The sequence below is a fragment of the Streptomyces sp. NPDC030143 genome (assembly GCF_055573695.1).
Genome location: NZ_JBVIAY010000001.1, coordinates 439139 through 457559 on the forward strand (window position 1 = coordinate 439139; position 18421 = coordinate 457559).

The 18421-nt window shown below is 73.4% G+C and carries 17 protein-coding genes; 5 read left to right on the forward strand and 12 right to left on the reverse strand.

The window, feature by feature from the left end; all coding sequences use genetic code 11:
* Positions 1-21: 21 nt before the first annotated feature.
* A complete protein-coding gene (locus ACZ4YY_RS01940; protein ID WP_468282506.1) occupies positions 22-804 on the reverse strand; it encodes a lysophospholipid acyltransferase family protein in 783 nt (260 codons plus the stop codon).
* Between the two features lie 161 nt (positions 805-965).
* Here ACZ4YY_RS01940 and ACZ4YY_RS01945 point away from each other — a divergent pair, with 161 nt between their 5' ends.
* Both ACZ4YY_RS01945 and ACZ4YY_RS01950 read left to right on the forward strand, forming a co-directional pair.
* Complete coding sequence (locus ACZ4YY_RS01945; RefSeq protein ID WP_468282509.1) at positions 966-1745, forward strand: alpha/beta hydrolase; 780 nt, start codon at positions 966-968, stop codon at positions 1743-1745.
* Positions 1738-2400: a hypothetical protein gene (locus tag ACZ4YY_RS01950; protein WP_468282512.1), complete on the forward strand. Its 663-nt coding sequence runs from the start codon at positions 1738-1740 to the stop codon at positions 2398-2400. Before ACZ4YY_RS01945 ends, ACZ4YY_RS01950 begins: the two co-directional genes overlap by 8 nt.
* A 109-nt stretch (positions 2401-2509) precedes the next feature.
* Here the strand turns inward: ACZ4YY_RS01950 and ACZ4YY_RS01955 are convergent, their stop codons facing one another.
* The 6 genes from ACZ4YY_RS01955 to ACZ4YY_RS01980 form a co-directional block, all read right to left on the reverse strand.
* Positions 2510-3340 carry an endonuclease/exonuclease/phosphatase family protein gene (locus ACZ4YY_RS01955; RefSeq protein WP_468282515.1) on the reverse strand — a complete coding sequence of 277 codons (831 nt, stop codon included), beginning with the start codon at positions 3338-3340 and terminating at the stop codon, positions 2510-2512.
* 119 nt (positions 3341-3459) lie between these two features.
* Positions 3460-4413 (reverse strand): ROK family glucokinase, encoded by a 954-nt coding sequence (locus ACZ4YY_RS01960; protein WP_468282518.1) that lies wholly within the window; start codon positions 4411-4413, stop codon positions 3460-3462.
* A gap of 124 nt (positions 4414-4537) precedes the next feature.
* Positions 4538-5041: a DUF5304 domain-containing protein gene (locus ACZ4YY_RS01965; RefSeq protein ID WP_468282520.1), complete on the reverse strand. Its 504-nt coding sequence runs from the start codon at positions 5039-5041 to the stop codon at positions 4538-4540.
* A 57-nt stretch (positions 5042-5098) separates the two neighbouring features.
* A complete protein-coding gene (locus tag ACZ4YY_RS01970) occupies positions 5099-6262 on the reverse strand; it encodes an ArsA family ATPase (RefSeq protein WP_468282523.1) in 1164 nt (387 codons plus the stop codon).
* A gap of 159 nt (positions 6263-6421) precedes the next feature.
* Positions 6422-6862: an SRPBCC family protein gene (locus tag ACZ4YY_RS01975; protein WP_468282526.1), complete on the reverse strand. Its 441-nt coding sequence runs from the start codon at positions 6860-6862 to the stop codon at positions 6422-6424.
* A gap of 125 nt (positions 6863-6987) precedes the next feature.
* On the reverse strand, positions 6988-7785 hold the full coding sequence (locus tag ACZ4YY_RS01980; protein ID WP_468282529.1) for a metallophosphoesterase family protein: 798 nt from the start codon (positions 7783-7785) through the stop codon (positions 6988-6990).
* A 295-nt stretch (positions 7786-8080) separates the two neighbouring features.
* On the opposite strand from ACZ4YY_RS01980, the gene ACZ4YY_RS01985 reads away from it, so the two are divergent.
* Entirely contained in the window at positions 8081-9877 is a 1797-nt protein-coding gene (locus ACZ4YY_RS01985; protein WP_468282532.1) for an AMP-dependent synthetase/ligase, read from the forward strand.
* Positions 9878-9890: 13 nt separating this feature from the next.
* Here the strand turns inward: ACZ4YY_RS01985 and ACZ4YY_RS01990 are convergent, their stop codons facing one another.
* Together ACZ4YY_RS01990 and ACZ4YY_RS01995 are read right to left on the reverse strand one after the other, a co-directional pair.
* The gene (locus ACZ4YY_RS01990) at positions 9891-11528 is read right to left on the reverse strand and encodes a GMC oxidoreductase (RefSeq protein ID WP_468282535.1); all 1638 of its coding nucleotides are present in this window, start codon (positions 11526-11528) and stop codon (positions 9891-9893) included.
* A gap of 98 nt (positions 11529-11626) precedes the next feature.
* Positions 11627-12769 (reverse strand): glycosyltransferase family 4 protein, encoded by a 1143-nt coding sequence (locus ACZ4YY_RS01995; RefSeq protein ID WP_468282537.1) that lies wholly within the window; start codon positions 12767-12769, stop codon positions 11627-11629.
* A gap of 88 nt (positions 12770-12857) precedes the next feature.
* Here ACZ4YY_RS01995 and ACZ4YY_RS02000 point away from each other — a divergent pair, with 88 nt between their 5' ends.
* On the forward strand, positions 12858-14096 hold the full coding sequence (locus ACZ4YY_RS02000; protein WP_468282540.1) for a glycosyltransferase 87 family protein: 1239 nt from the start codon (positions 12858-12860) through the stop codon (positions 14094-14096).
* Between the two features lie 26 nt (positions 14097-14122).
* Here the strand turns inward: ACZ4YY_RS02000 and ACZ4YY_RS02005 are convergent, their stop codons facing one another.
* Complete coding sequence (locus ACZ4YY_RS02005) at positions 14123-15436, reverse strand: MATE family efflux transporter (RefSeq protein ID WP_468282543.1); 1314 nt, start codon at positions 15434-15436, stop codon at positions 14123-14125.
* A gap of 94 nt (positions 15437-15530) precedes the next feature.
* Here ACZ4YY_RS02005 and ACZ4YY_RS02010 point away from each other — a divergent pair, with 94 nt between their 5' ends.
* Entirely contained in the window at positions 15531-16082 is a 552-nt protein-coding gene (locus ACZ4YY_RS02010; protein ID WP_468282546.1) for a PadR family transcriptional regulator, read from the forward strand.
* Here the strand turns inward: ACZ4YY_RS02010 and ACZ4YY_RS02015 are convergent.
* Both ACZ4YY_RS02015 and ACZ4YY_RS02020 read right to left on the reverse strand, forming a co-directional pair.
* On the reverse strand, positions 16063-17265 hold the full coding sequence (locus tag ACZ4YY_RS02015) for a hypothetical protein (protein WP_468282549.1): 1203 nt from the start codon (positions 17263-17265) through the stop codon (positions 16063-16065). The two genes, ACZ4YY_RS02010 and ACZ4YY_RS02015, sit on opposite strands and share 20 nt — an antisense overlap.
* Before the next feature lie 45 nt (positions 17266-17310).
* Positions 17311-18324 carry a C40 family peptidase gene (locus ACZ4YY_RS02020; RefSeq protein ID WP_468282552.1) on the reverse strand — a complete coding sequence of 338 codons (1014 nt, stop codon included), beginning with the start codon at positions 18322-18324 and terminating at the stop codon, positions 17311-17313.
* Between the last annotated feature and the right edge of the window lie 97 nt (positions 18325-18421).

An 18421-nucleotide genomic window follows, 5' to 3' on the forward strand; every position in this document is an offset into this window, starting at 1 on the left:
CTCGTCCCCGTCCCCGCCCGTCTAGGACTCGGACTTCTCCTTCTTCGCCTGGTCCTTCTCCGCCTGCGCGAGTGCCGCCTGCGCGGCCCTCTCCGCTTCCCGGGCGGCCTTGCCCGCCTCCTTCTCGGCCTTCGCCGCCTCCGCGAGCTGCCGCTTGGCGGCGGTCGCGTACATGTCGACGTACTCCTGGCCGGAGAGCTTCATGATCTCGTACATGACCTCGTCGGTCACCGCGCGGAGCACGAACCGGTCGTGGTCCATGCCGTGGTACCGGCTGAAGTCCAGCGGCCGGCCGATGCGGATGCCGGGCCGCATCACCTTCGGCATCACCTTGCCGGGCGGCTGGATCTTCTCGGTGTCGATCATGGCCACGGGGATCACGGGCGCGCCGGTGGCGAGCGCCACGCGCGCGAGGCCGCCGGGCTTGCCCCGGTAGAGCCGGCCGTCCGGAGAGCGGGTGCCCTCGGGGTAGATCCCGAACAGCTCACCGCGCTCCAGCACCTCTATACCGCTCCTGATGGCGGCCTCGCCCGCGCCGCGCGCGCCGGAGCGGTCCACCGGCAGCTGGCCCACACCCTTGAAGAAGGCCGCCGTCAGCCGGCCCTTCACCCCGGGCGTGGTGAAGTACTCGGCCTTCGCGATGAAGGTGACCTTGCGGTCCAGGACCGCGGGCAGGAAGAACGAGTCGGAGAAGGAGAGGTGGTTGCTCGCCAGGATCGCGGGGCCCTCGGCGGGAACGTTCTCCAGGCCTTCCACCCAGGGCCTGAAGATCATCTTCAGCGGCCCCCCGACGGAAACCTTCATCGCGCCGTACAACAAACCGAGTGCCTCCTGTTATGTGTCGATCAGACCTTAACCCGCAGCGGTGTCAAAGGCTCCGACGGCCCTGGTCGGTGTCAGTGCGGTCGCGTACGGTGAACCACACGTCCCTCCCATCGAGACATGACGAAGACAGGAGACCGAAGGTGCCGGTCCTTCCTGGAGCCGAGCCGTACCGCCATGAGGGCGGGGAGGTGGGGGTCCTCCTCTGCCACGGCTTCACCGGTTCCCCGCAGTCGCTGCGCCCCTGGGCGCGGTACCTGGCCTCGCACGGCCTGACGGTGTCCCTGCCCCTGCTGCCGGGGCACGGCACACGGTGGGAGGACCTGGCGGTCACCGGCTGGCCCGACTGGTACGCGGAGGTGGACCGCGAGCTGCGGTCCCTGCGCGACCGCTGCGCGCGCGTCTTCGTGGCCGGGCTCTCCATGGGCGGCTCCCTGGCGCTGCGGCTCGCCGCGAAGCACGGAGCGGCCGTCGAGGGCGTCGTGGTGGTCAATCCGGCGAACAAGGTGCACGGCCTGTCCGCATACGCCCTGCCGCTGGTCCGTCATCTCGTGCGGACCACCAAGGGCATCGTGAGCGACATCGCGCTGGAGGGAGCCCTGGAGACGGGGTACGAGCGGGTGCCGCTGCACGCCGCGCACTCGCTGCGGACCTTCCTGCGGCTGGTCGACGGCGACCTGCCGCAGGTGACCCAGCCGCTGCTGCTGCTGCGCAGCCAGCGGGACCACGTGGTGCCGGCGGTCGACTCGGCGCGGGTCCTCGGCCGGGTGTCGTCGACGGACGTGACCGAGGTCCTGCTGGAACAGAGCTACCACGTGGCGACGTTGGACCACGACGCGGACCGGATCTTCGCGGAGAGTCTCGCGTTCATCGGCCGGCTCGCACCCGGTGTCGGCAAGGAAGGGACGACGGCAGGTGGCTGAGCACGACTCCGACCGCGAGGACCGCGAGGACCGCGAGAACCGCGGGAGCGGCCCGGACCGCGGGGACGGCCCGAACCGCGACGAGCCGGAGGAGCAGAGCGTGCCCTTCGACGAGGAGGCCGCGTGGGCGGCGATCGTCGCGGGGTACGGCGAGGAGCCCGCGGACCCTCCGGGCGCCAAGCCGTTCAAGTCGGTCGAGGACCTGGCGCTGCTGGAGGTCGACACCAACGACGAGGGGGCGGCCGGGGCGGGTTCGGGTGAGGGGCCCGAGAAGCCGGAGGAGCCCGCGGGCAAGAAGCCGGCCGGGCCGCTGGGCAGTTCCGTCTCGTTCGCGCCCGGGGTCGGCGTGGGCCCGCGCGACTACTCGCCGCCCGAGCCTGCCGAGGCGGACTTCGAAGACGGCGACGAGGGCCACTTCGTGCCGCCGGAGCCGCCGCCGCTGCCCCCGGCCGACACCACGGCCCGGTTCGCCTGGCTCGGGGTGCTCGGCGGGCCCGTCCTGCTCCTGCTGGCCGTGGTGCTCGGCTGGGAGATGACGTGGTGGCTGACGACGGTCGGCATCGGCGGGTTCCTCGGCGGCTTCGCCACGCTGGTGATCCGCATGCGCCCGGACGACGAGGACGACGGCGACCCGGGGCGCGGGGCGGTCGTCTAGGGGGTGTGTCGGAAGTCCCGCACAGGACTGAGACACACCCCTGAGGGGTCCTTGCACCATGAGCTCCCGATCAGGCCGCGCGGCCCGGGCGGGCATGGTGCAAGGACCCCTAGACCCTCGCGCTCGGATCCGGCCACGGACGCGGGGGGTCGAACTGCCCCGTCACCGTCCTGCGCCCCGACCCGGGCGGCGGGTTTCGGGCCCGGACTCTGAGGGCGGCCAGGACCGGGAGGTGGTCGGTGGCCGCCGTCAGGTCCGCCCCGGTGACGCCGGGGAGCCCCAGCGGCACCCCGCAGCCGAGCACCTCGACGCCCTCGGTCGCGAAGATCGCGTCGATCCGGCGGTCGGGGGCGGTGGCCGGGAAGGTGTGCGCGGCTCCCCAGGGCGCGACGGCACGGCAGTCCTGGAGGCGGTCGGCGAGCCGGGTGAAGGTCGGACCGGCCGGTCCCTCGTTGAGGTCGCCGCCCGCGACGGCGTCCTCCACGCCCATGCCGGCCAGCCGGTCCAGGAGCATGCCGCCCTGCTCGTACCGCTCGTCCCGGGCCAGGCCGAGGTGGCAGCCGAGGACGCCGAGGCGGGTTCCGGCGAAGCGGACGACCGCGGTCGAGAAGCCGCGGCGGTGCCGGCCCGGCGTGAGGGGCAGCAGCACGTCCTCGGTGCGTTCGACGGTGGCCCTGAGGGAGCAGAGCAGCGCCGGGCCCGCCGCGCTGCCGCCGCCGGAGAGGACGACGAGGTCGGCGGAGCGGGCGAGGCGGGCGAGCTTCTTGCGCCAGCGGAAGAAACGGGGCGCTTCCTGGAGGAGGACCAGGTCGGGGGCGCAGGCCCGCATGACGCGGACGAGAGCCGAGGTGTCGTCGCGCAGTGAGCGGATGTTGTAGCTCAGGACCCTGATGACCGCGGAACCGTCCGGTTCGGTGCGGGAAGGGGGGAGCGGCGTCATGGGCGTCAATCTACGCCGACGACCCGGGCGCACTTGTCCCTTGAGGCCTGCGGGCGTGTGGCGGCGCGCACGGTTCTCCGCGCCCCTTCCCGGGGCGCGGAGAACTCGAACAGGTGCTCCTACATGATCGGGTCGGGCTCGCGGGCCAGGTCCGCCGCGCCGACCAGGCCCGCCTTGTTGCCGAGCTGGGCGGCGATCACGTCGGCGACCGGGCGCCAGTTGCCGCCGACGAGCCAGCGCTTGTACGACTTGCGGATCGGGTCGAGCACCAGGTCGCCCTCGTCGGAGAGCCCGCCGCCGACGATGAAGGCGGAGGGGTCGAAGAGGGAGGCGAGGTCGGCGAGACCGGCACCCGCCCAGCGGGCGAGCTCGCGGTAGGAGTCGACGGCGACCGGGTCGCCCTGGCGGGCTGCCATGGAGATGTGCTTGCCCTCGATGCCGTCGGGGGTGCCGTCGCCGAGCCCCAGCAGGACCTCGGCCCGCTCCGGGGTGGCGTTGGCGCGCTGCTTGGCGTACCGCACCAGGGCACGGCCGGAGGCGTACTGCTCCCAGCATCCCTGGCTGCCGCAGCCGCACAGCAGGCCGTCCGGCACCATGCGGATGTGACCGAACTCGGCGGCCACGCCGAAGTGACCGCGGCGCAGCTTGTTGCCGATGATGATGCCGCCGCCGAGGCCGGTGCCGAGCGTGATGCAGATGACGTTGCGGTGGCCCTTGCCCGCGCCGAACTTGTACTCGCCCCACGCGGCCGCGTTGGCGTCGTTCTCCACGACGACGGGGAGGTGGACGCGTGCCTCGACCTTCTCCTTGAGCGGCTCGTTGCGCCAGTCGATGTTGGGTGCGAAGTAGACGGTGGAGCGCTGCCGGTTGACGTAACCGGCCGCTCCGATGCCCACGCCGACGATCTCGTGGCCGGCGCGCGCGCCCTCCACCGCCGAGGCGATGGCGTCCACGATGGCCTCGGGCGTGGTGGGGGTCGGCACCTTGAAGGTCGAGAGGATGTTGCCTTCCTCGTCGACCACGCCGGCCGCGATCTTCGTGCCGCCGATGTCGACGCCGATGGTGAGTCCCATGAATCCCTCAGTTTCGGTCGAGCCCCGCTACGGCCAACCGTACCCGAGCCCCTGTCGTCGGGGGCCCGTCGTCCGCCCGGTGGGCGGGGGGAGAACGGCGCCGGGGCGTGAGGGACCCGGGCCCTCAGTCCAGGTCGATGCGCTGACCGGGGCCGGTGCCCTCGTCGCCGTCCCGGCGGTCGTCGAGGTCCTCGGCGAGGTCGTCGCCGGCCCGGGCCGTCCAGCGCCGCTCCTGCTGCTGGACGGCGGAGCGGTAGGCGGCGAGCAGTTCGTTGCCCGCGGCGGCCAGGTGGTCGAAGACGTCCGGATTGCGCTCGATGACGGGTTCGACGGCGGCCTTGGCCTGCTCGACGACCTGGCGCACCACCTGCTGGGCGGCGGGCCCGGCGACCGCGCCGAGGAGCGGCGACTGCAGGCCGGAGAGCTTGTCGGCGACCGTGTCGACGAGCCTGCGCAGTTCCTCGGCGGCCGAGCCGGGCGGCGGGCCGTGCCGGTCGCGGCGGCGGGCCTTCTCGGCCTCCAGGTCCTCGGCGCAGGCGGTGGCCCAGGCGTCGGCGTCGGCGGCGCGCGGTCCCTCGGCGAAGGCATCCTCGCCGGCGGCGTCGGGTGCGGGGGGCTCTTCGCTCATGACGGACTCCTGACTACGGCTCGTCCCTACGACGTTACCCGAACAGCGGTACGCGGTTCACCGTGTCCGCGGCCACAGCGCGGGATCCGGCGCGAACCGCACTCGCAGCTCCCCGTCGCGCAGGGCGGCGCCGTCGACGGTGCAGCGGCGCAGGGCGGAGGGCAGCGGGACGATCCGGCGGAAGGGCCCGGCGGTGACGACGAGCTCGTCACCGCGCCGGACGAGGTCGAGGCCGTCGCGTATCGCGCCGGGCAGGGGGAGGTGCCACACCAGCACGCCGTCGTCCGCCAGCCGGTCGGCGACGCGCCACTCGACGGGGGAGGCGGCCGGGTCGACGCCGGGGACGGCCAGCGCGGTGAGGTCGTCGGCGCCGCGGGGGTCGCGGCCGAGATGGGCGAGGGGGTGCGCCCCGGTCCACTCCCCCAGGTACTTCCGCTGCTGGGCGACGAGCGAGGAGAGGAGGCCGCCGTCGAAGGCCTCCTGCGGCAGGACGCGGTTGGCGACGAGCGCCTCCACGGGCAGGCCGCGCAGGGCGAGGCCGAGCCGGGCGTCGCGGACGGCGTCGTCCCCGGCCGGCCCGGGTTCGGCGACGAGGCGGACGGCGGTCTGGCGGTCGGCGAGGACGGACTCCACCGCGGCCAGCTCCACGTCCCAGCGGGCGGTCGTCTCGTACAGCCACTCGGCGGGCATGGGGACGCCGGCCAGACGGCCGAGGACCGGGCGCAGGGCGCGGGCGGCCTGCCGTTCCGGGGGGAGCAGCCGGCGCAGGTAGCGGCGCAGTTCCTCGGGCAGGGAGAGGAGGGCGAGGGCCTGTGCGGTGGGCGGCAGGTCGACGACGAGGAGGTCGTGGGCGCCGCCGAGGGCGGCGTCGCGCAGGGCGCGCAACAGGGTGAGCTCCTCGGCGCCGGGCAGGGGAGTGACCTCCTCGGGGTCGAGCCGGGAGGCGCCGAGCAGGTCGAGGACGGTCGAGGCGCGGTCCTGGAAGCCGCCGAGGTCCTCCCGGAAGCCGGCGCCTGCGTCGGGGCGCCAGGCGGTGAGGGCCGGAGCGACCCGCACGGGCCGCGTCCCCGTCGGCACGCCGAGTGCCGCCCCCAGGGTGTCGGTGCGGTCGGCACTGAGCACGAGCGTGCGGGTGCCACCGGCGGCCTCGCGCAGGGCGGTGGCCGCGGCGACGGTCGTACGGCCGCCGCCGCCCGGGCCGGTGATCAGGAGGGTGCGCATGAGGGTGAACGGTAACGGAGTTTCGGCTACGGGCCCGTTCGCGGACGCCCGGACGGCTCCCGGCCGGTCCGGCGCTCGCGGACGAGGCCGTTCAGGCCTCGGGGAAGGCCTGGATGCGACGCCTTCGGTGCGACGGTCGCACCGGCTCCGGGTACCCCGTCACCTGCCCGACTCCACCCGCTTCTTCAGGCCCGCCAGCGCCCGGTCGATGATGACCTTCTCGGCCTTGCGCTTGATCATGCCGAGCATCGGGATCTTGACGTCGACGGTCAGCTGGTAGGTGACCTCCGTGCCGCCCCCGGCCGCCGGCTTGAGGAGGTAGGAGCCGTCCAGGGACCGCAGCATCTGGGACTTGACGAGCGTCCAGGAGACCTCGTGCTCGCCGGTCCAGGTGTAGGCCAGCGTCTGGTCGTCCTTGATCGCGCCCGCGTCCATGACCAGCCGGACCTGCTCGGCGCGGCCCGCGGCGTCGGTCGCGAGGACCTCGGCCTCCTTCACCTCGCCGGTCCAGTCCGGGTAACGGGCGAAGTCGGCGATGACCGCCATGACGTCGGCCGGTGCCGCCTCGATCGTGATGCTCGAGCTGGTGTATTCCGCCATCGCCGTGGCTCCTCAGGATGCGGGCCGGTCAGGGAGAGGTCGCCGTGCGCCTGCGTGCGCACGCGTGTGCAGCGTGAAGGCTACCGCGCGCCCGACCTGCCGCCTTCACCCGCGTCGGGCGCGCCTCACCACTGGAGTGCCCACGGCTTGCCGCTGCCCGCGAAGTGCCCCACGTTCACGCACTCGGTCGCCCCGATCCGCATGCGCCGCGCCAGCGGCTGATGGACGTGCCCGAACAGGGAGTAGCGGGGCCGGGTGCGGCGGATGGCGTCCAGCAGGGCCCGGCTGCCGCGTTCGAAGCGGCGCGCGACGGTGTCGTAGACCAGTTCCGGTACCTCCGGCGGGATGTGCGTGCACAGCACGTCCACCTCGCCGACGGCCTCGATCTTCGCCGCGTACTCCTCGTCGCTGATCTCGTACGGCGTCCGCATCGGGGTGCGCAGCCCGCCGCCGACGAAGCCGAAGACCCAGCCGCCGATCTCGACCCGTTCGCCGTCGAGAACGGTCGTGCCGGGCCCGGCGTACTCCCGCCACAGGGGCGGCATGTCGACGTTGCCGTAGGTGGCGTACGTCGGGGTGGGGAAGGCCGCGAACAGCTCGGCGTACTGCTTGCGCACCGCCTGTTCGATCACCGTCGCCCGGTCCTCGCCGACGCCCGCCCACAGCTGCCTGCCGAACGCGCTCGCCTCGGCGAAGCGGCGGGCGGTGCGCAGTTCGACGATCCGGTGGGCGTTCTCCACGCCGAACAGGTCGGGGAAGATGCCGCGGGAGTGGTCGGCGTAGTCCAGGAACAGGACGAGGTCGCCGAGGCAGATCAGGGCGTCGGCGCCGTCACCGGCCCGGGCGAGGTCGCGTGCGTTGCCGTGTACGTCGCTGACCACGTGAACGCGTGTCCTGCGGGTCCCGGACGGTGTGGATGCCATGACGATCAAGGGTAGGGCTGTGCGGCATACGTGAACAGTGGCGGTGGGACCTGCGGTTACTGGCCAGTCAGTAACCGCGTGGACTACTCTGCGCGAGGAAACACCCATCTGTGTGACGCAGCGAACATCTCGTCGGGCCCCCTGTCGAAGAAGCCATACCGGCGGGTAACGTCCGGTCGGTCCAGTCGTGCTCAGGATTTCAACCACCGACGTCCTGAGTTCCCGCCCGAGCCTTGGACCGCACCGTCGCATCACACAACGTCGTGGCGCCGGCGCCCTATGAGGAGCAGCAGTCTTGCGCGAGTTCAGCCTTCCGGCTTTGTACGAGGTCCCTGCGGACGGCAATCTGACCGACATCGTCCGCAGAAACGCCGCGCAGCATCCCGACGTCGCCGTCATCGCCCGCAAGGCGGGCGGCGCCTGGCAGGACGTGTCGGCCGCCGCCTTCCTCGCCGAGGTGCACGCCGCCGCCAAGGGCCTCATCGCCTCCGGGGTCCAGCCCGGCGACCGGGTCGGTCTGATGTCGCGCACCCGCTACGAGTGGACGCTGCTCGACTTCGCGATCTGGTGCGCGGGCGCGGTCACCGTGCCGGTCTACGAGACGAGTTCGCCGGAGCAGGTGCAGTGGATCCTCTCCGACTCGGGCGCCACCGCCGTCGTCGTCGAGCTGGACAACCACGCCGCCGCCGTGGAGTCGGTGCGCGAGACCCTGCCCGCCCTCAAGCACGTGTGGCAGATCGAGGCGGGGGGTCTCGAGGAGCTCGGGCGGCTCGGCAAGGACGTCTCGGACCAGACGGTCGAGGAGCGCAGCTCGCTCGCCAAGGCCGACGACCCGGCCACCATCGTCTACACCTCCGGCACGACCGGCCGGCCCAAGGGCTGCGTCCTGACCCACCGCAGCTTCTTCGCGGAGTGCGGGAACGTGGTGGAGCGGCTGCGGCCGCTGTTCCGCACCGGCGAGTGCAGCGTGCTGCTCTTCCTTCCGCTCGCGCACGTCTTCGGGCGTCTGGTGCAGATCGCCCCGATGATGGCGCCGATCAAGCTGGGCACCGTCCCGGACATCAAGAACCTCACGGACGAGCTGGCGTCCTTCCGGCCGACGCTGATCCTGGGCGTGCCGCGCGTCTTCGAGAAGGTGTACAACTCCGCGCGGGCCAAGGCGCAGGCCGACGGCAAGGGCGCGATCTTCGACAAGGCGGCGGACACCGCGATCGCGTACAGCAAGGCGCTGGACCTGCCGTCCGGACCGTCGCTCGGGCTGAAGATCAAGCACCGGGTGTTCGACAGGCTGGTCTACAGCAAGCTGCGCGCGGTGCTCGGCGGGCGCGGCGAGTACGCGATCTCCGGTGGCGCCCCGCTGGGCGAGCGGCTGGGCCACTTCTTCCGCGGCATCGGCTTCACCGTCCTGGAGGGCTACGGCCTGACGGAGTCCTGTGCCGCGACCGCGTTCAACCCCTGGGACCGGCAGAAGATCGGCACGGTCGGTCAGCCGCTGCCGGGCTCGGTGGTGCGCATCGCGGACGACGGGGAGGTGCTGCTGCACGGCGAGCACCTGTTCAAGGAGTACTGGAACAACCCCGGCGCGACCGCGGAGGCGCTGGCCGACGGCTGGTTCCACACCGGCGACATCGGCACCCTCGACGAGGACGGCTACCTCAGGATCACCGGACGCAAGAAGGAGATCATCGTCACCGCGGGCGGCAAGAACGTGGCCCCGGCCGTGATCGAGGACCGCATCCGCGCGCACGCCCTGGTCGCGGAGTGCATGGTGGTGGGCGACGGGCGGCCGTTCGTGGGCGCGCTGGTCACCATCGACGAGGAGTTCCTGGGCCGTTGGTGTGCCGACCACGGCAAGCCGGCGGGCTCCACCGCGGCGTCGCTGCGCGAGGACGCCGACCTGCTGGCCGCCGTCCAGTCGGCGATCGACGACGGCAACGCCGCGGTGTCGAAGGCGGAATCGGTGCGGAAGTTCCGCATTCTCTCCTCCCAGTTCACGGAGGACTCCGGTCACCTCACCCCGTCGTTGAAGCTCAAGCGCAACGTCGTGGCGAAGGACTACGCGACGGAGATCGAGGCGATCTACGCGAAGTAGGACCGGAGTCGGCTCATGGCGCGGTGTCCTCGGCGAGGACCCGCGCCATCGTGCGTTCGGCGAGCGCGGTGATGGTGACGAACGGGTTCACCCCGATCGACCCCGGCACGAGCGAGCCGTCGGTGACGTACAGGCGCGGGTAACCCTTCACCCGGCCGTAGTCGTCGGTCGCCCTCCCCAGCACGCAGCCGCCGAGCGGGTGGTAGGTGAAGTCGTCGGCGAACACCTTGCTGGGGGAGCCGAACAGGTCGTAGCGGTAGACGGTCGCGTTGGCGGAGTTGATCCGGTCGAACAGCTTCTTGGCCATGGCGACGGAGACGGCGCTCTGCGCGGCCGTCCAGCCGAGCCGGACGCCGTCCGTGGCGTTGTCGTAGGTGAAGGAGGCGCGCTGCGGGTTCTTGGTGATCGCCAGGTAGAGGCTGACCCAGTGCTCCAGTCCCGTCGGCAGCGGGGCGATCTCCGCGAAGACGGGGTTGGCGGTGTTGGCCCAGTCGTCGATGCCCATGACCGGCATGGTGGACTGGTGGGCGCCGACGGTGTCCCACAGGTGGTTGGCCCGCCCCAGCATCACGTTGCCGTTGGTCCCCCAGCCGGCCCCGACGCTCGGGTCCAGCGCGGGCAGGGTGCCGGTCTCCCGGGCCCGGACGAGGAGTTCGCTGGTGCCGAGGCTGCCGCCGCCGAGGAACAGGTAGGTGCAGCCGTACTGCTTGGTCTCGACGACCTTGCCGGTGGCGTCGACGCGGTCGGCGGTCAGCACGTAGGTGCCGTCGGCGGCGCGGCTGACGGCGCGGACCTTCTCCAGGGTGTGGACGGTGACGTTGCCGGTGCCGAGCGCGGCGGCGAGGTAGGTCTTGTCGAGGCTGCGCTTGCCGTGGTTGTTGCCGTAGATGACCTCGCCGGCGAGCGCCGACTTCGTCGCCGTGCCGGCCGCCTCGCGCCGCATGTACCCGAAGTCGTAGACGTTGGGCACGAAGGTGGTCCTCAGTCCCGCGTTCTGTGCGTGCTTGCGGGAGACCCGCGAGAACCGGTACCACTCCGTCGCCTCGAACCAGGCGGGGTCGACGGTGTTGACGCCGAGCATCGCACGGGCGCGCGGGAAGTACGTGGAGTACATCTCGTTGACGTCGACGGTCGGGAACTGCTCGGCGAAGTAGGACGGGAGCGGGGTGACCGCCATCCCGCCGTTGACGAGGGAGCCGCCGCCCACACCGCGGCCGACGTAGACGGACATGTTCGCGAAGTGCACGCGGTCCAGGACACCGGGGAACAGGCCGATGTCCCGGTTGACGACGTCCAGCCACAGGAAGGTGGACAGGGGCGCCTCGGTCCGGGTGCGGAACCACATGGAGCGCTGGTCGGGCGCGCTCGTGGAACAGAAGACCGTGCCGTCGGGGCCGGGTGTGTTCCACATCCGGCCCATTTCGAGGACGAGGGTGCGGATGCCGGCCTGGCCGAGGCGGAGGGCGGCGACGGCACCGCCGTAGCCCGAGCCGACGACGACCGCGGGGGCGGAGTCGACCGCGTCGGGTTCGGCGGCACGGGCGGACGTGAGGCTCACGCGGGTGAAGCCGAGGGCGGCCGCCGTCTGGAGGGCGGCCATACCAAGTATGTGACGTCTCGTCAGCTGACGCTGTATCAGTTCTGCTGCCATGAGCGCAGCATGGGCGGATTTTCCCGTACCCACCAGGGCGTACGACGGGAAATGTCCACCGGTTTCCCTTGTTCCCGTACGAGAGGTGCAAGGACCCCTTACAGGAGGGACGTGAGCTTCTCCGCCAGCAGGTCCCAGCGCCACTTCTCCTCCACCCACCGCCGCCCCCGCTCCCCCATCCGGCGGCGCAGCTCGGCGTCCCCGAGGAGGGCGACGATGCGTTCGGCGGCCTCGGCGGGCGAGCCCCCGGGTACGACCCAGCCGGTCTCGCCGTCGAGCACGGCGTCGGGGGCGCCGCCGGAGTCGCCCGCGACCACGGGCAGGCCGGTGGCGGAGGCCTCCAGGTAGACGATCCCGAGCCCCTCGACGTCCAGTCCGCCCCGCCGGGTGCGGCACGGCATGGCGAAGACGTCCCCGGCGCCGTAGTGCGCGGGCAGCTCGGACCAGGGCACGGACCCGGTGAAGCGCACGGAGGCCGCGACCCCCCTGTCGTGGGCCAGCCGGCGCAGGTCCCGCTCGTACGGTCCGCCGCCGACGATCAGCAGCACGGCGTCCGGCTCGGCGGCGAGGATCCGGGGCAGGGCCCTGATCAGGGTGTCCTGGCCCTTGCGCGGCACGAGCCGCGAGACGCAGACCACCACCGGCCGGTCGGTCAGCCCGAGCCGCTCCCGCACCTGGTCACCCCCCGAACCCGGGTGGAAGGTCTTCTCGTCGACGCCCGGCGGCAGCTGCACCATCCGCCCGGCCGCCCCGGGGCTCAGCGCGGTCGCGATCCGCGAGCGGGTGTACTCGCCGAGGTAGGTCATCGTGTCGGTGCTCTCGCCGATCCGCCCCAGCAGCTGCCGGGCGGCGGGGAGCTGGGCCCAGCCCGCCTCGTGACCGTGGGTGGTGGCCACCAGCCGCTCGGCGCCGGCCCTGCGCAGTGCGGGCGCCATCAGCCCGAGCGGCGCGGCCGCCCCGAACCACACGGACGTGCAGCCGTGCTCGCGCAGCAGACCGACGGCCCGCCGGGTCGCGCCCGGCGTGGGCAGCAGCATCGTCGTGCGGTCGCGTACGACGGTGAAGGGCTGCTCGGCGTCGAAGGCGGCCGTCGCCTCGACACCCTCCCGGCTCCGCTTCCAGGTGGACGCGTAGACGACGACCCGCTCGGGGTCGAGCCGGAGCGCCATGTTGTGCAGGAACGCCTGGATGCCCCCCGGACGGGGCGGGAAGTCGTTGGTCACGATCAGGGTCTTGTGCATCGCGGCCGACCCTATCCAAACCGCTTCCCCGGCTTCGCCCGGCCGTGCCTCACGGCTCGCGCACGGCCCTGCGGGCCATCATGGGGCCGTGCGGACGACGGACACCGGCACCCCCCTCACCGGCCTGCTGGGCACCTGGGGCGCGACCCGGCTGCTGCTCCTGCTGTGCGTGTTCGGGGTGGTCCACCTCCCGGGCCCGGACGTCACGAGCGACGTGTCGGTGATCTACCGGGGCTGGTACGACGTGCTGCGCTCCGGGGACTTCCCGCAGGACGACGTGACCTGGCAGTACCCGCCGGCCGCCGCCCTCGCGGTGCTCTCCCCCGCGCTGCTGCCGTTCCTCGACTACGCCCGCGCCTTCTTCGTCCTGGCCTTCCTCGCCGACTTCGCCGTCCTCGCCCTGCTGCTGGCCACGGGCCTGCGCCCCGGCCGGTCGCGGCGCGGGACCTGGGTGTGGGCGGCCGGCGTGCCGCTGCTCGGCCCGACGGTGTACGCCCGCTACGACGTGATGGTGACCGCGGTCGCGGTGGGTGCGCTGCTCGCTGGCGCCCGGCGGCCGCGGGTGATGGGGGCGCTGACCGGCTTCGGGGCGCTGCTGAAGGTGTGGCCGGCGCTGCTGCTGGTCGGCGCCGTACGACGCCGGGCGTGGGCGGCGGCGGCCGTGACGGTCGTCGGGCTCTCGGCACTGTGCGCGGGGGCGATGCCCGGCGCGTTCGCCTTCGTCGCCTCCCAGCGCGGGCGCGGCACCGAGGTGGAGTCGCTGGGCGCCCTGGTCCTGCACGTGGCCCGGCACTTCGGCTGGCGGGGCGAGGTGCAGCTGCGCTACGGCTCGGTGGAGTTCCTCGGCCCGGGGGTGGACGTGGTGAGCGCCGCGGCCCTGGGGCTGAGCGCGCTCGCCCTCGGCTGGCTGGTGCTGTGGCGGCTGCGGGCGGGGCGGCTCGCCGCGCACACCCTGACCGAGGCCGCGTTCACGGCGGTACTGCTCTTCACCGCCACCAGCCGGGTGATCAGCCCGCAGTACCTGGTGTGGCTGGTCGGCCTGGCGGCGGTCTGCCTGTGCCGTCGCACCACCCGGATGGGCCCGCCCGCCGCGCTGGTCCTGGCCGCGTGCGGGCTGACGGTCCTGGAGTTCCCGATCTGGTTCGACCGGGTCGTCGCGAGCGACCCCGTGGGCGTCACCCTGCTGTTCCTGCGCAACGGCCTGCTGGTGGCCGCGGCGCTGACGGCGGCCGTACGCCTGTGGCGTGGGACGGTCCGGGAGGCCGGCCCCGGCCCGTGCGCGCGAGGTCAGGCCGCCCGCGCCAGGCGGACCCGGGTGTCCTCCTGAGGGGTCCTTGCACTGTGCGCGCCTGATCAGGCCGCGCGGCCCAGGCGGGCACAGTGCAGGGACCCCCGAGCCCACGTCCGCCGCAGCGACAACGCCAATAGCGCGCACTGCACCCCCATCGTCAGCGCCAGCGCCAGGGCCACCCCCGGCAGGCCCAGCCCCGACAGCCCGTGGGCGAGGGGCAGTTGGACGGCCGTGCCGAGCAGGGTCACCCTCAGCAGCACCGGCGCTCCCCCGCTGCCCTCGAAGACCCCGCCGAGGGCGATGAACCCCGCCGTCAGCAGCAGGTACGGCCCGACGCAGCGCAGGAACAGCGCGCCCTCCCGGGCCACGGCGGGCCCCGCCCCGAAGGCGGCCATGATCCAGGGGGCGAGGACGGCCGCGAGCACGGCCGCGACCAGCCCGACCGTCCCCGACACCAGCAGCGCCTGCCGGCCGATGGCGCGCCGCTCGTCCCGTCCGGCGCCGCGGGTGTGCGCGGTGTGGATGGAGGCGGCCTGGCGCACCGCGTAGAAGGCCATCGTCGCCACGTACAGGACCTTGTAGGCGATCGCGTACGCGGCGACGGCCGTCACCCCGAGCCGTGCCACCACCGCGACCAGCGCGAGCGCCCCGGTCTGCCGCACGGTGAAGTCCAGGGACATCGGCAGCCCGGTCCTCAGGGTCCGCCGCAGCGCGGCTCCGCCGTGCGGGACGCGGGCGGCCGACCGCAGCAGGGTGTTGCGGCGCAGCGCGAGCAGCCCGGCCCCGAGGGCGGCGCCCCGGCACAGCACCGTGGTGGCGGCGGCCCCCCGGACGCCGTACCGGTGGATGAGGAAGGGGTCGAGGACGAGGATCAGGGCGTTGGTGAGGAGCGCCAGCCGCAGGGGGGTGCGGGTGTCGCCGGTGCCCTTGAGGAGGCCGTCGACGAGGTTCTGCGCGAAGAAGACGGCCATGCCCGGCAGGGAGATCGCGAAGTAGGCGACGGCGAGGGGCAGGGCGGGGCCGTCGCCGCCGAGGACCAGCCGGGCCAGTGGCTCGCGCAGCAGGAACCCGCCCACCGCGACCACCGGGGTGACCAGCGCGCACAGCGCCCAGCCACCCCGGACGGCCGCCCGCACCGCCGCCGGATCACGGGCGCCGCGGGCGTGCGCCACCAGGACGGTCGTACCGGAGGAGAAGACCAGCGCCACGCCGAGCAGCACGTTCTCGGTGTTGGTGGCGACCGCGACGGCGGCGACCGCCGGGCCGCCGAGCCGGGAGACCCAGAGGGTGGTGATGAGCCCGGAGGCGACGGAGGCCAGGAGCGAGAGGTAGACGGGGCCGGCGAGGGCTGTCAGCCGGCTGCGGTGAGCGTTCACGGATCAGTCCCCCTCTAAAAGAGCTACCTCGGATCGAGATAGCTCGACAAGAGGTAGCATGGCAGCCCCGGCCCCTGCAAGGAGGAGCCCGCCGATGCTGGAACTGTCGATCCTCGGCTTCCTCGCCGAGCAACCGCTGCACGGCTACGAGCTCAAGGAGCGCATCAAGGCGCTGAGCGGCCACGTCCGCCCGGTCAGCGACGGTGCCCTCTACCCGGCGATCACCCGCCTGGTCACGGCCGGGAAGCTCGACCAGCACACCGAGCCCGGCACCGGCGCGGCACCCCGCCGCGTCCTGTCCCTGACCGACGCGGGCCGCGAGGACCTGCTGGAGCGGCTGCGCCGGCCCAAACAGGCCGAGATCACGGACCAGGTCCGCTTCAACACCGTCCTCGCCTTCCTGCGCCACCTGCCCGACCGGCACGAGCAGGCGGCCGTGCTCCGCCGCCGCCTGGACTTCCTGCGGACCCCGTCGAGCTTCTTCTACGACGGCGCGAAGCCCGTCCGCGCGGAAGAGGCCGGGGACCTCTTCCGCCAGGGCATGCTCCGCGTGGCCCGGGCCACGACCACGGCGGAGCTGGCCTGGCTGACCGAGGCCGTCGCCCTCCTGGAGGAGAGCGAGGGGCTCAGCCGAGCCGCGCCGTGAGGTAGGCCCGCCAGTCGGCGGTGAAGGTCTCCAGGGTCGTGCCCAGCTCGCTCCTCAGCGCGTCCTCGACCGCCCCGTCCCGCCTCCCGTGCTCGCCCACAGCGCGGTAGAACGCCCCCAGCCGCTCCTCGCCCCACCGCTCGGCGATCATCCGGCAGGCCGTCCAGCCGCCCTCGTAGGCCCGCGCCAGCCGCGTCGCGTCCCCGCCGAAGCCGAAGTCGTCGTCCGTGGGGAGCGTCGCGGGCACCCGTCCGCCGGCGACGGCCCTGCCCAGCTCGGGGGCCACCTCGTCCGGTGTGCGCCCGGAGCCGCGGTAGCCGACCCAGTCGGCGTAGCCCTCCGACAGCCACAGCGGAGTGGCGCCGTTGGTGTGAGCGCGGGTGGCGACGTGCGTGGTCTCGTGGGTGAGCACCACCTGCTGCCCCAGCGGGCCGAGCAGGCCGTACGCGTCCGGGTTGACGATGACGCGGTCCGCGGGCGTCTCGGGCGCGCCGCCCGTCTCGCCCGTGGTGACCGCGGCGATGCCCCGGTAGGAGGAGGCGGGCGAGCCGAGCAGCGCCGCCATGCCGTCCAGCGACCGCGGGACGAGGACGACGACGCTCTGCGCCCAGTCCGTGCCCCACGCCTCGGAGACCGCCGGGACGGCGCGGTCGGCGAGCCCGGCGTACGTCCGCAGCCGCTCGCCGGACTGGCCCACCCCGAGGACCAGACTGCGGGCGCCCCGCACGACGGTCACCGCGCCCTGGTCCCACAACTGGACGGCGGCCCTCTTCGCGGGCCCCTCCGAGAGCACCGACCACGTACCGTCCGCGTCCTGGGTCAGGCGCAGGGCGCGGCCCGTGGTCACCGGGGCCCGGTCGTGGCCCTCGATGCGGTAGCTGAGGTCGGCGTCGGCCGTGGCGGTGCCCGCGTCGCGGTGGACGGCGGTCACCCGGTAGGACCAGGCGGCCAGCGGAACGGCCCGCAGCCGGGCGTAGCCGGCGGGGCTGCCGGTGGCGGCGTAGGCGTGCTCGTCGTGGGCGAGGACGGCGGCCGCCCGCCGGTCGAGCACCGCCTGCACCTCGGCCCGGGCGCTGTCGACGCCAGGCCGCCCGCCGCAGCCCACCAGCGACACCGACAGCAGCGAGAGCAGCAGACAGGACCGCACGACCCCGGATCCGCGCACCCGCCCTCGACCGCCCATCCTCCCGATCGTACGGTGCCCCGCCCGGACCGGAACCCGGTCGGCTCAGGGTCTGGTCACCGCCGACACCGGCATCATCCCGACCGGGTCGTAGCGCACCGGCGCGCCCGGGTAGGGGGCGTGGATGACCTTGCCGTCGCCGACGTACATGCCGACGTGGCTGGCGTCCGAGCGGTAGGTGACGAGGTCGCCGGGCCGCGCCTGGGAGAGCGGGACCCGCCGGCCGGCGTGCGCCTGGGCCTGCGAGGTGCGCGGCAGGGAGATCCCGGCCTGCGCGTACGACCACTGCATCAGGCCCGAACAGTCGAACCCGGTGGGGCCGTTGGCGCCCCAGACGTAGGGCTTGCCGAGCGCGGCGCGGGCGGCGGCCACGGCGGCGGCCGCACGGCCGGAAACGGGGACGGCGCCGGGGCCGGGCAGGTCGGTGCGGCCGGAGCGCGAGGCCCGTTCGTAGGCGGCGCGCTCCGCGGCCGTCAGCGAGTTCAGCAACTGCCGGGCCCGGGTGAGCTTCTGCTCGACGGTCCTCTTGTGCCGTGCGACGGCCTGCCGACTCTTCTCCAGCTCGCCCAGCCTGCGCCTGGCCTCGACGCGCTCCTGGGCCAGGGAGCGCATCGCGTCCTGAAGGTCCTTCAGTTCGACGGCCTGGTGGTGGGTGATGCGGTCGAGGACCGAGGCCTTGTCGAGGTAGTCGTCGGGGTCGTCGGAGAACAGCAGGGCCAGTGCCGGATCCAGGCCGCCGGAACGGTACTGCGCGCCGGCCAGCGCGCCGAGTTGCCCGCGCAGGTCGTTGATGTGCTTCTGGCTGCGGGCGATCCGGTCCTGCGCGTCACCGACCTGCCGGCGCAGTGTGCCGGCCTTCTCACCGGCCTCGTTGTAGGCCTCGGTGGCCTTCTCGGCCTCCTCGTAGAGGCGGTCCACCTCGGCCCGGGTGTCCTCCTGCGGCGCGGCCTGGACAGGTGCGGCGGCGGACACGGCGCCGAGGAGGGCGGCCGCGGCGGACAGGACGCACAGGGCGCCACGGTCGAAACCGGACGGTGCAAGGCGGCGATGGGACCCCACGGAAAGCCGCGCTCCTTCCACTGGCGGACGAGGAAACGCGGCAGACAGTAGCCCCGCGACAGGGGGCCCTCCAAAGACCTCGGCGGACACACAACGT

What these genes read in the sequence shown, in the direction of transcription:
- ACZ4YY_RS01995 (WP_468282537.1), bottom strand. Translation starts at nt 12,769, where the DNA reads ATGCACAAGACCCTGATCGTGACCAACGACTTCCCGCCCCGTCCGGGG.
- ACZ4YY_RS01960 (WP_468282518.1), bottom strand. Translation starts at nt 4,413, where the DNA reads ATGGGACTCACCATCGGCGTCGACATCGGCGGCACGAAGATCGCGGCC.
- ACZ4YY_RS01970 (WP_468282523.1), bottom strand. Translation starts at nt 6,262, where the DNA reads ATGCGCACCCTCCTGATCACCGGCCCGGGCGGCGGCGGCCGTACGACC.
- ACZ4YY_RS01940 (WP_468282506.1), bottom strand. Translation starts at nt 804, where the DNA reads ATGAAGGTTTCCGTCGGGGGGCCGCTGAAGATGATCTTCAGGCCCTGG.
- ACZ4YY_RS01990 (WP_468282535.1), bottom strand. Translation starts at nt 11,528, where the DNA reads ATGGCAGCAGAACTGATACAGCGTCAGCTGACGAGACGTCACATACTT.
- ACZ4YY_RS01955 (WP_468282515.1), bottom strand. Translation starts at nt 3,340, where the DNA reads ATGACGCCGCTCCCCCCTTCCCGCACCGAACCGGACGGTTCCGCGGTC.
- ACZ4YY_RS01965 (WP_468282520.1), bottom strand. Translation starts at nt 5,041, where the DNA reads ATGAGCGAAGAGCCCCCCGCACCCGACGCCGCCGGCGAGGATGCCTTC.
- ACZ4YY_RS02010 (WP_468282546.1), top strand. Translation starts at nt 15,531, where the DNA reads ATGCTGGAACTGTCGATCCTCGGCTTCCTCGCCGAGCAACCGCTGCAC.
- ACZ4YY_RS02015 (WP_468282549.1), bottom strand. Translation starts at nt 17,265, where the DNA reads ATGGGCGGTCGAGGGCGGGTGCGCGGATCCGGGGTCGTGCGGTCCTGT.
- ACZ4YY_RS01975 (WP_468282526.1), bottom strand. Translation starts at nt 6,862, where the DNA reads ATGGCGGAATACACCAGCTCGAGCATCACGATCGAGGCGGCACCGGCC.
- ACZ4YY_RS01980 (WP_468282529.1), bottom strand. Translation starts at nt 7,785, where the DNA reads ATGGCATCCACACCGTCCGGGACCCGCAGGACACGCGTTCACGTGGTC.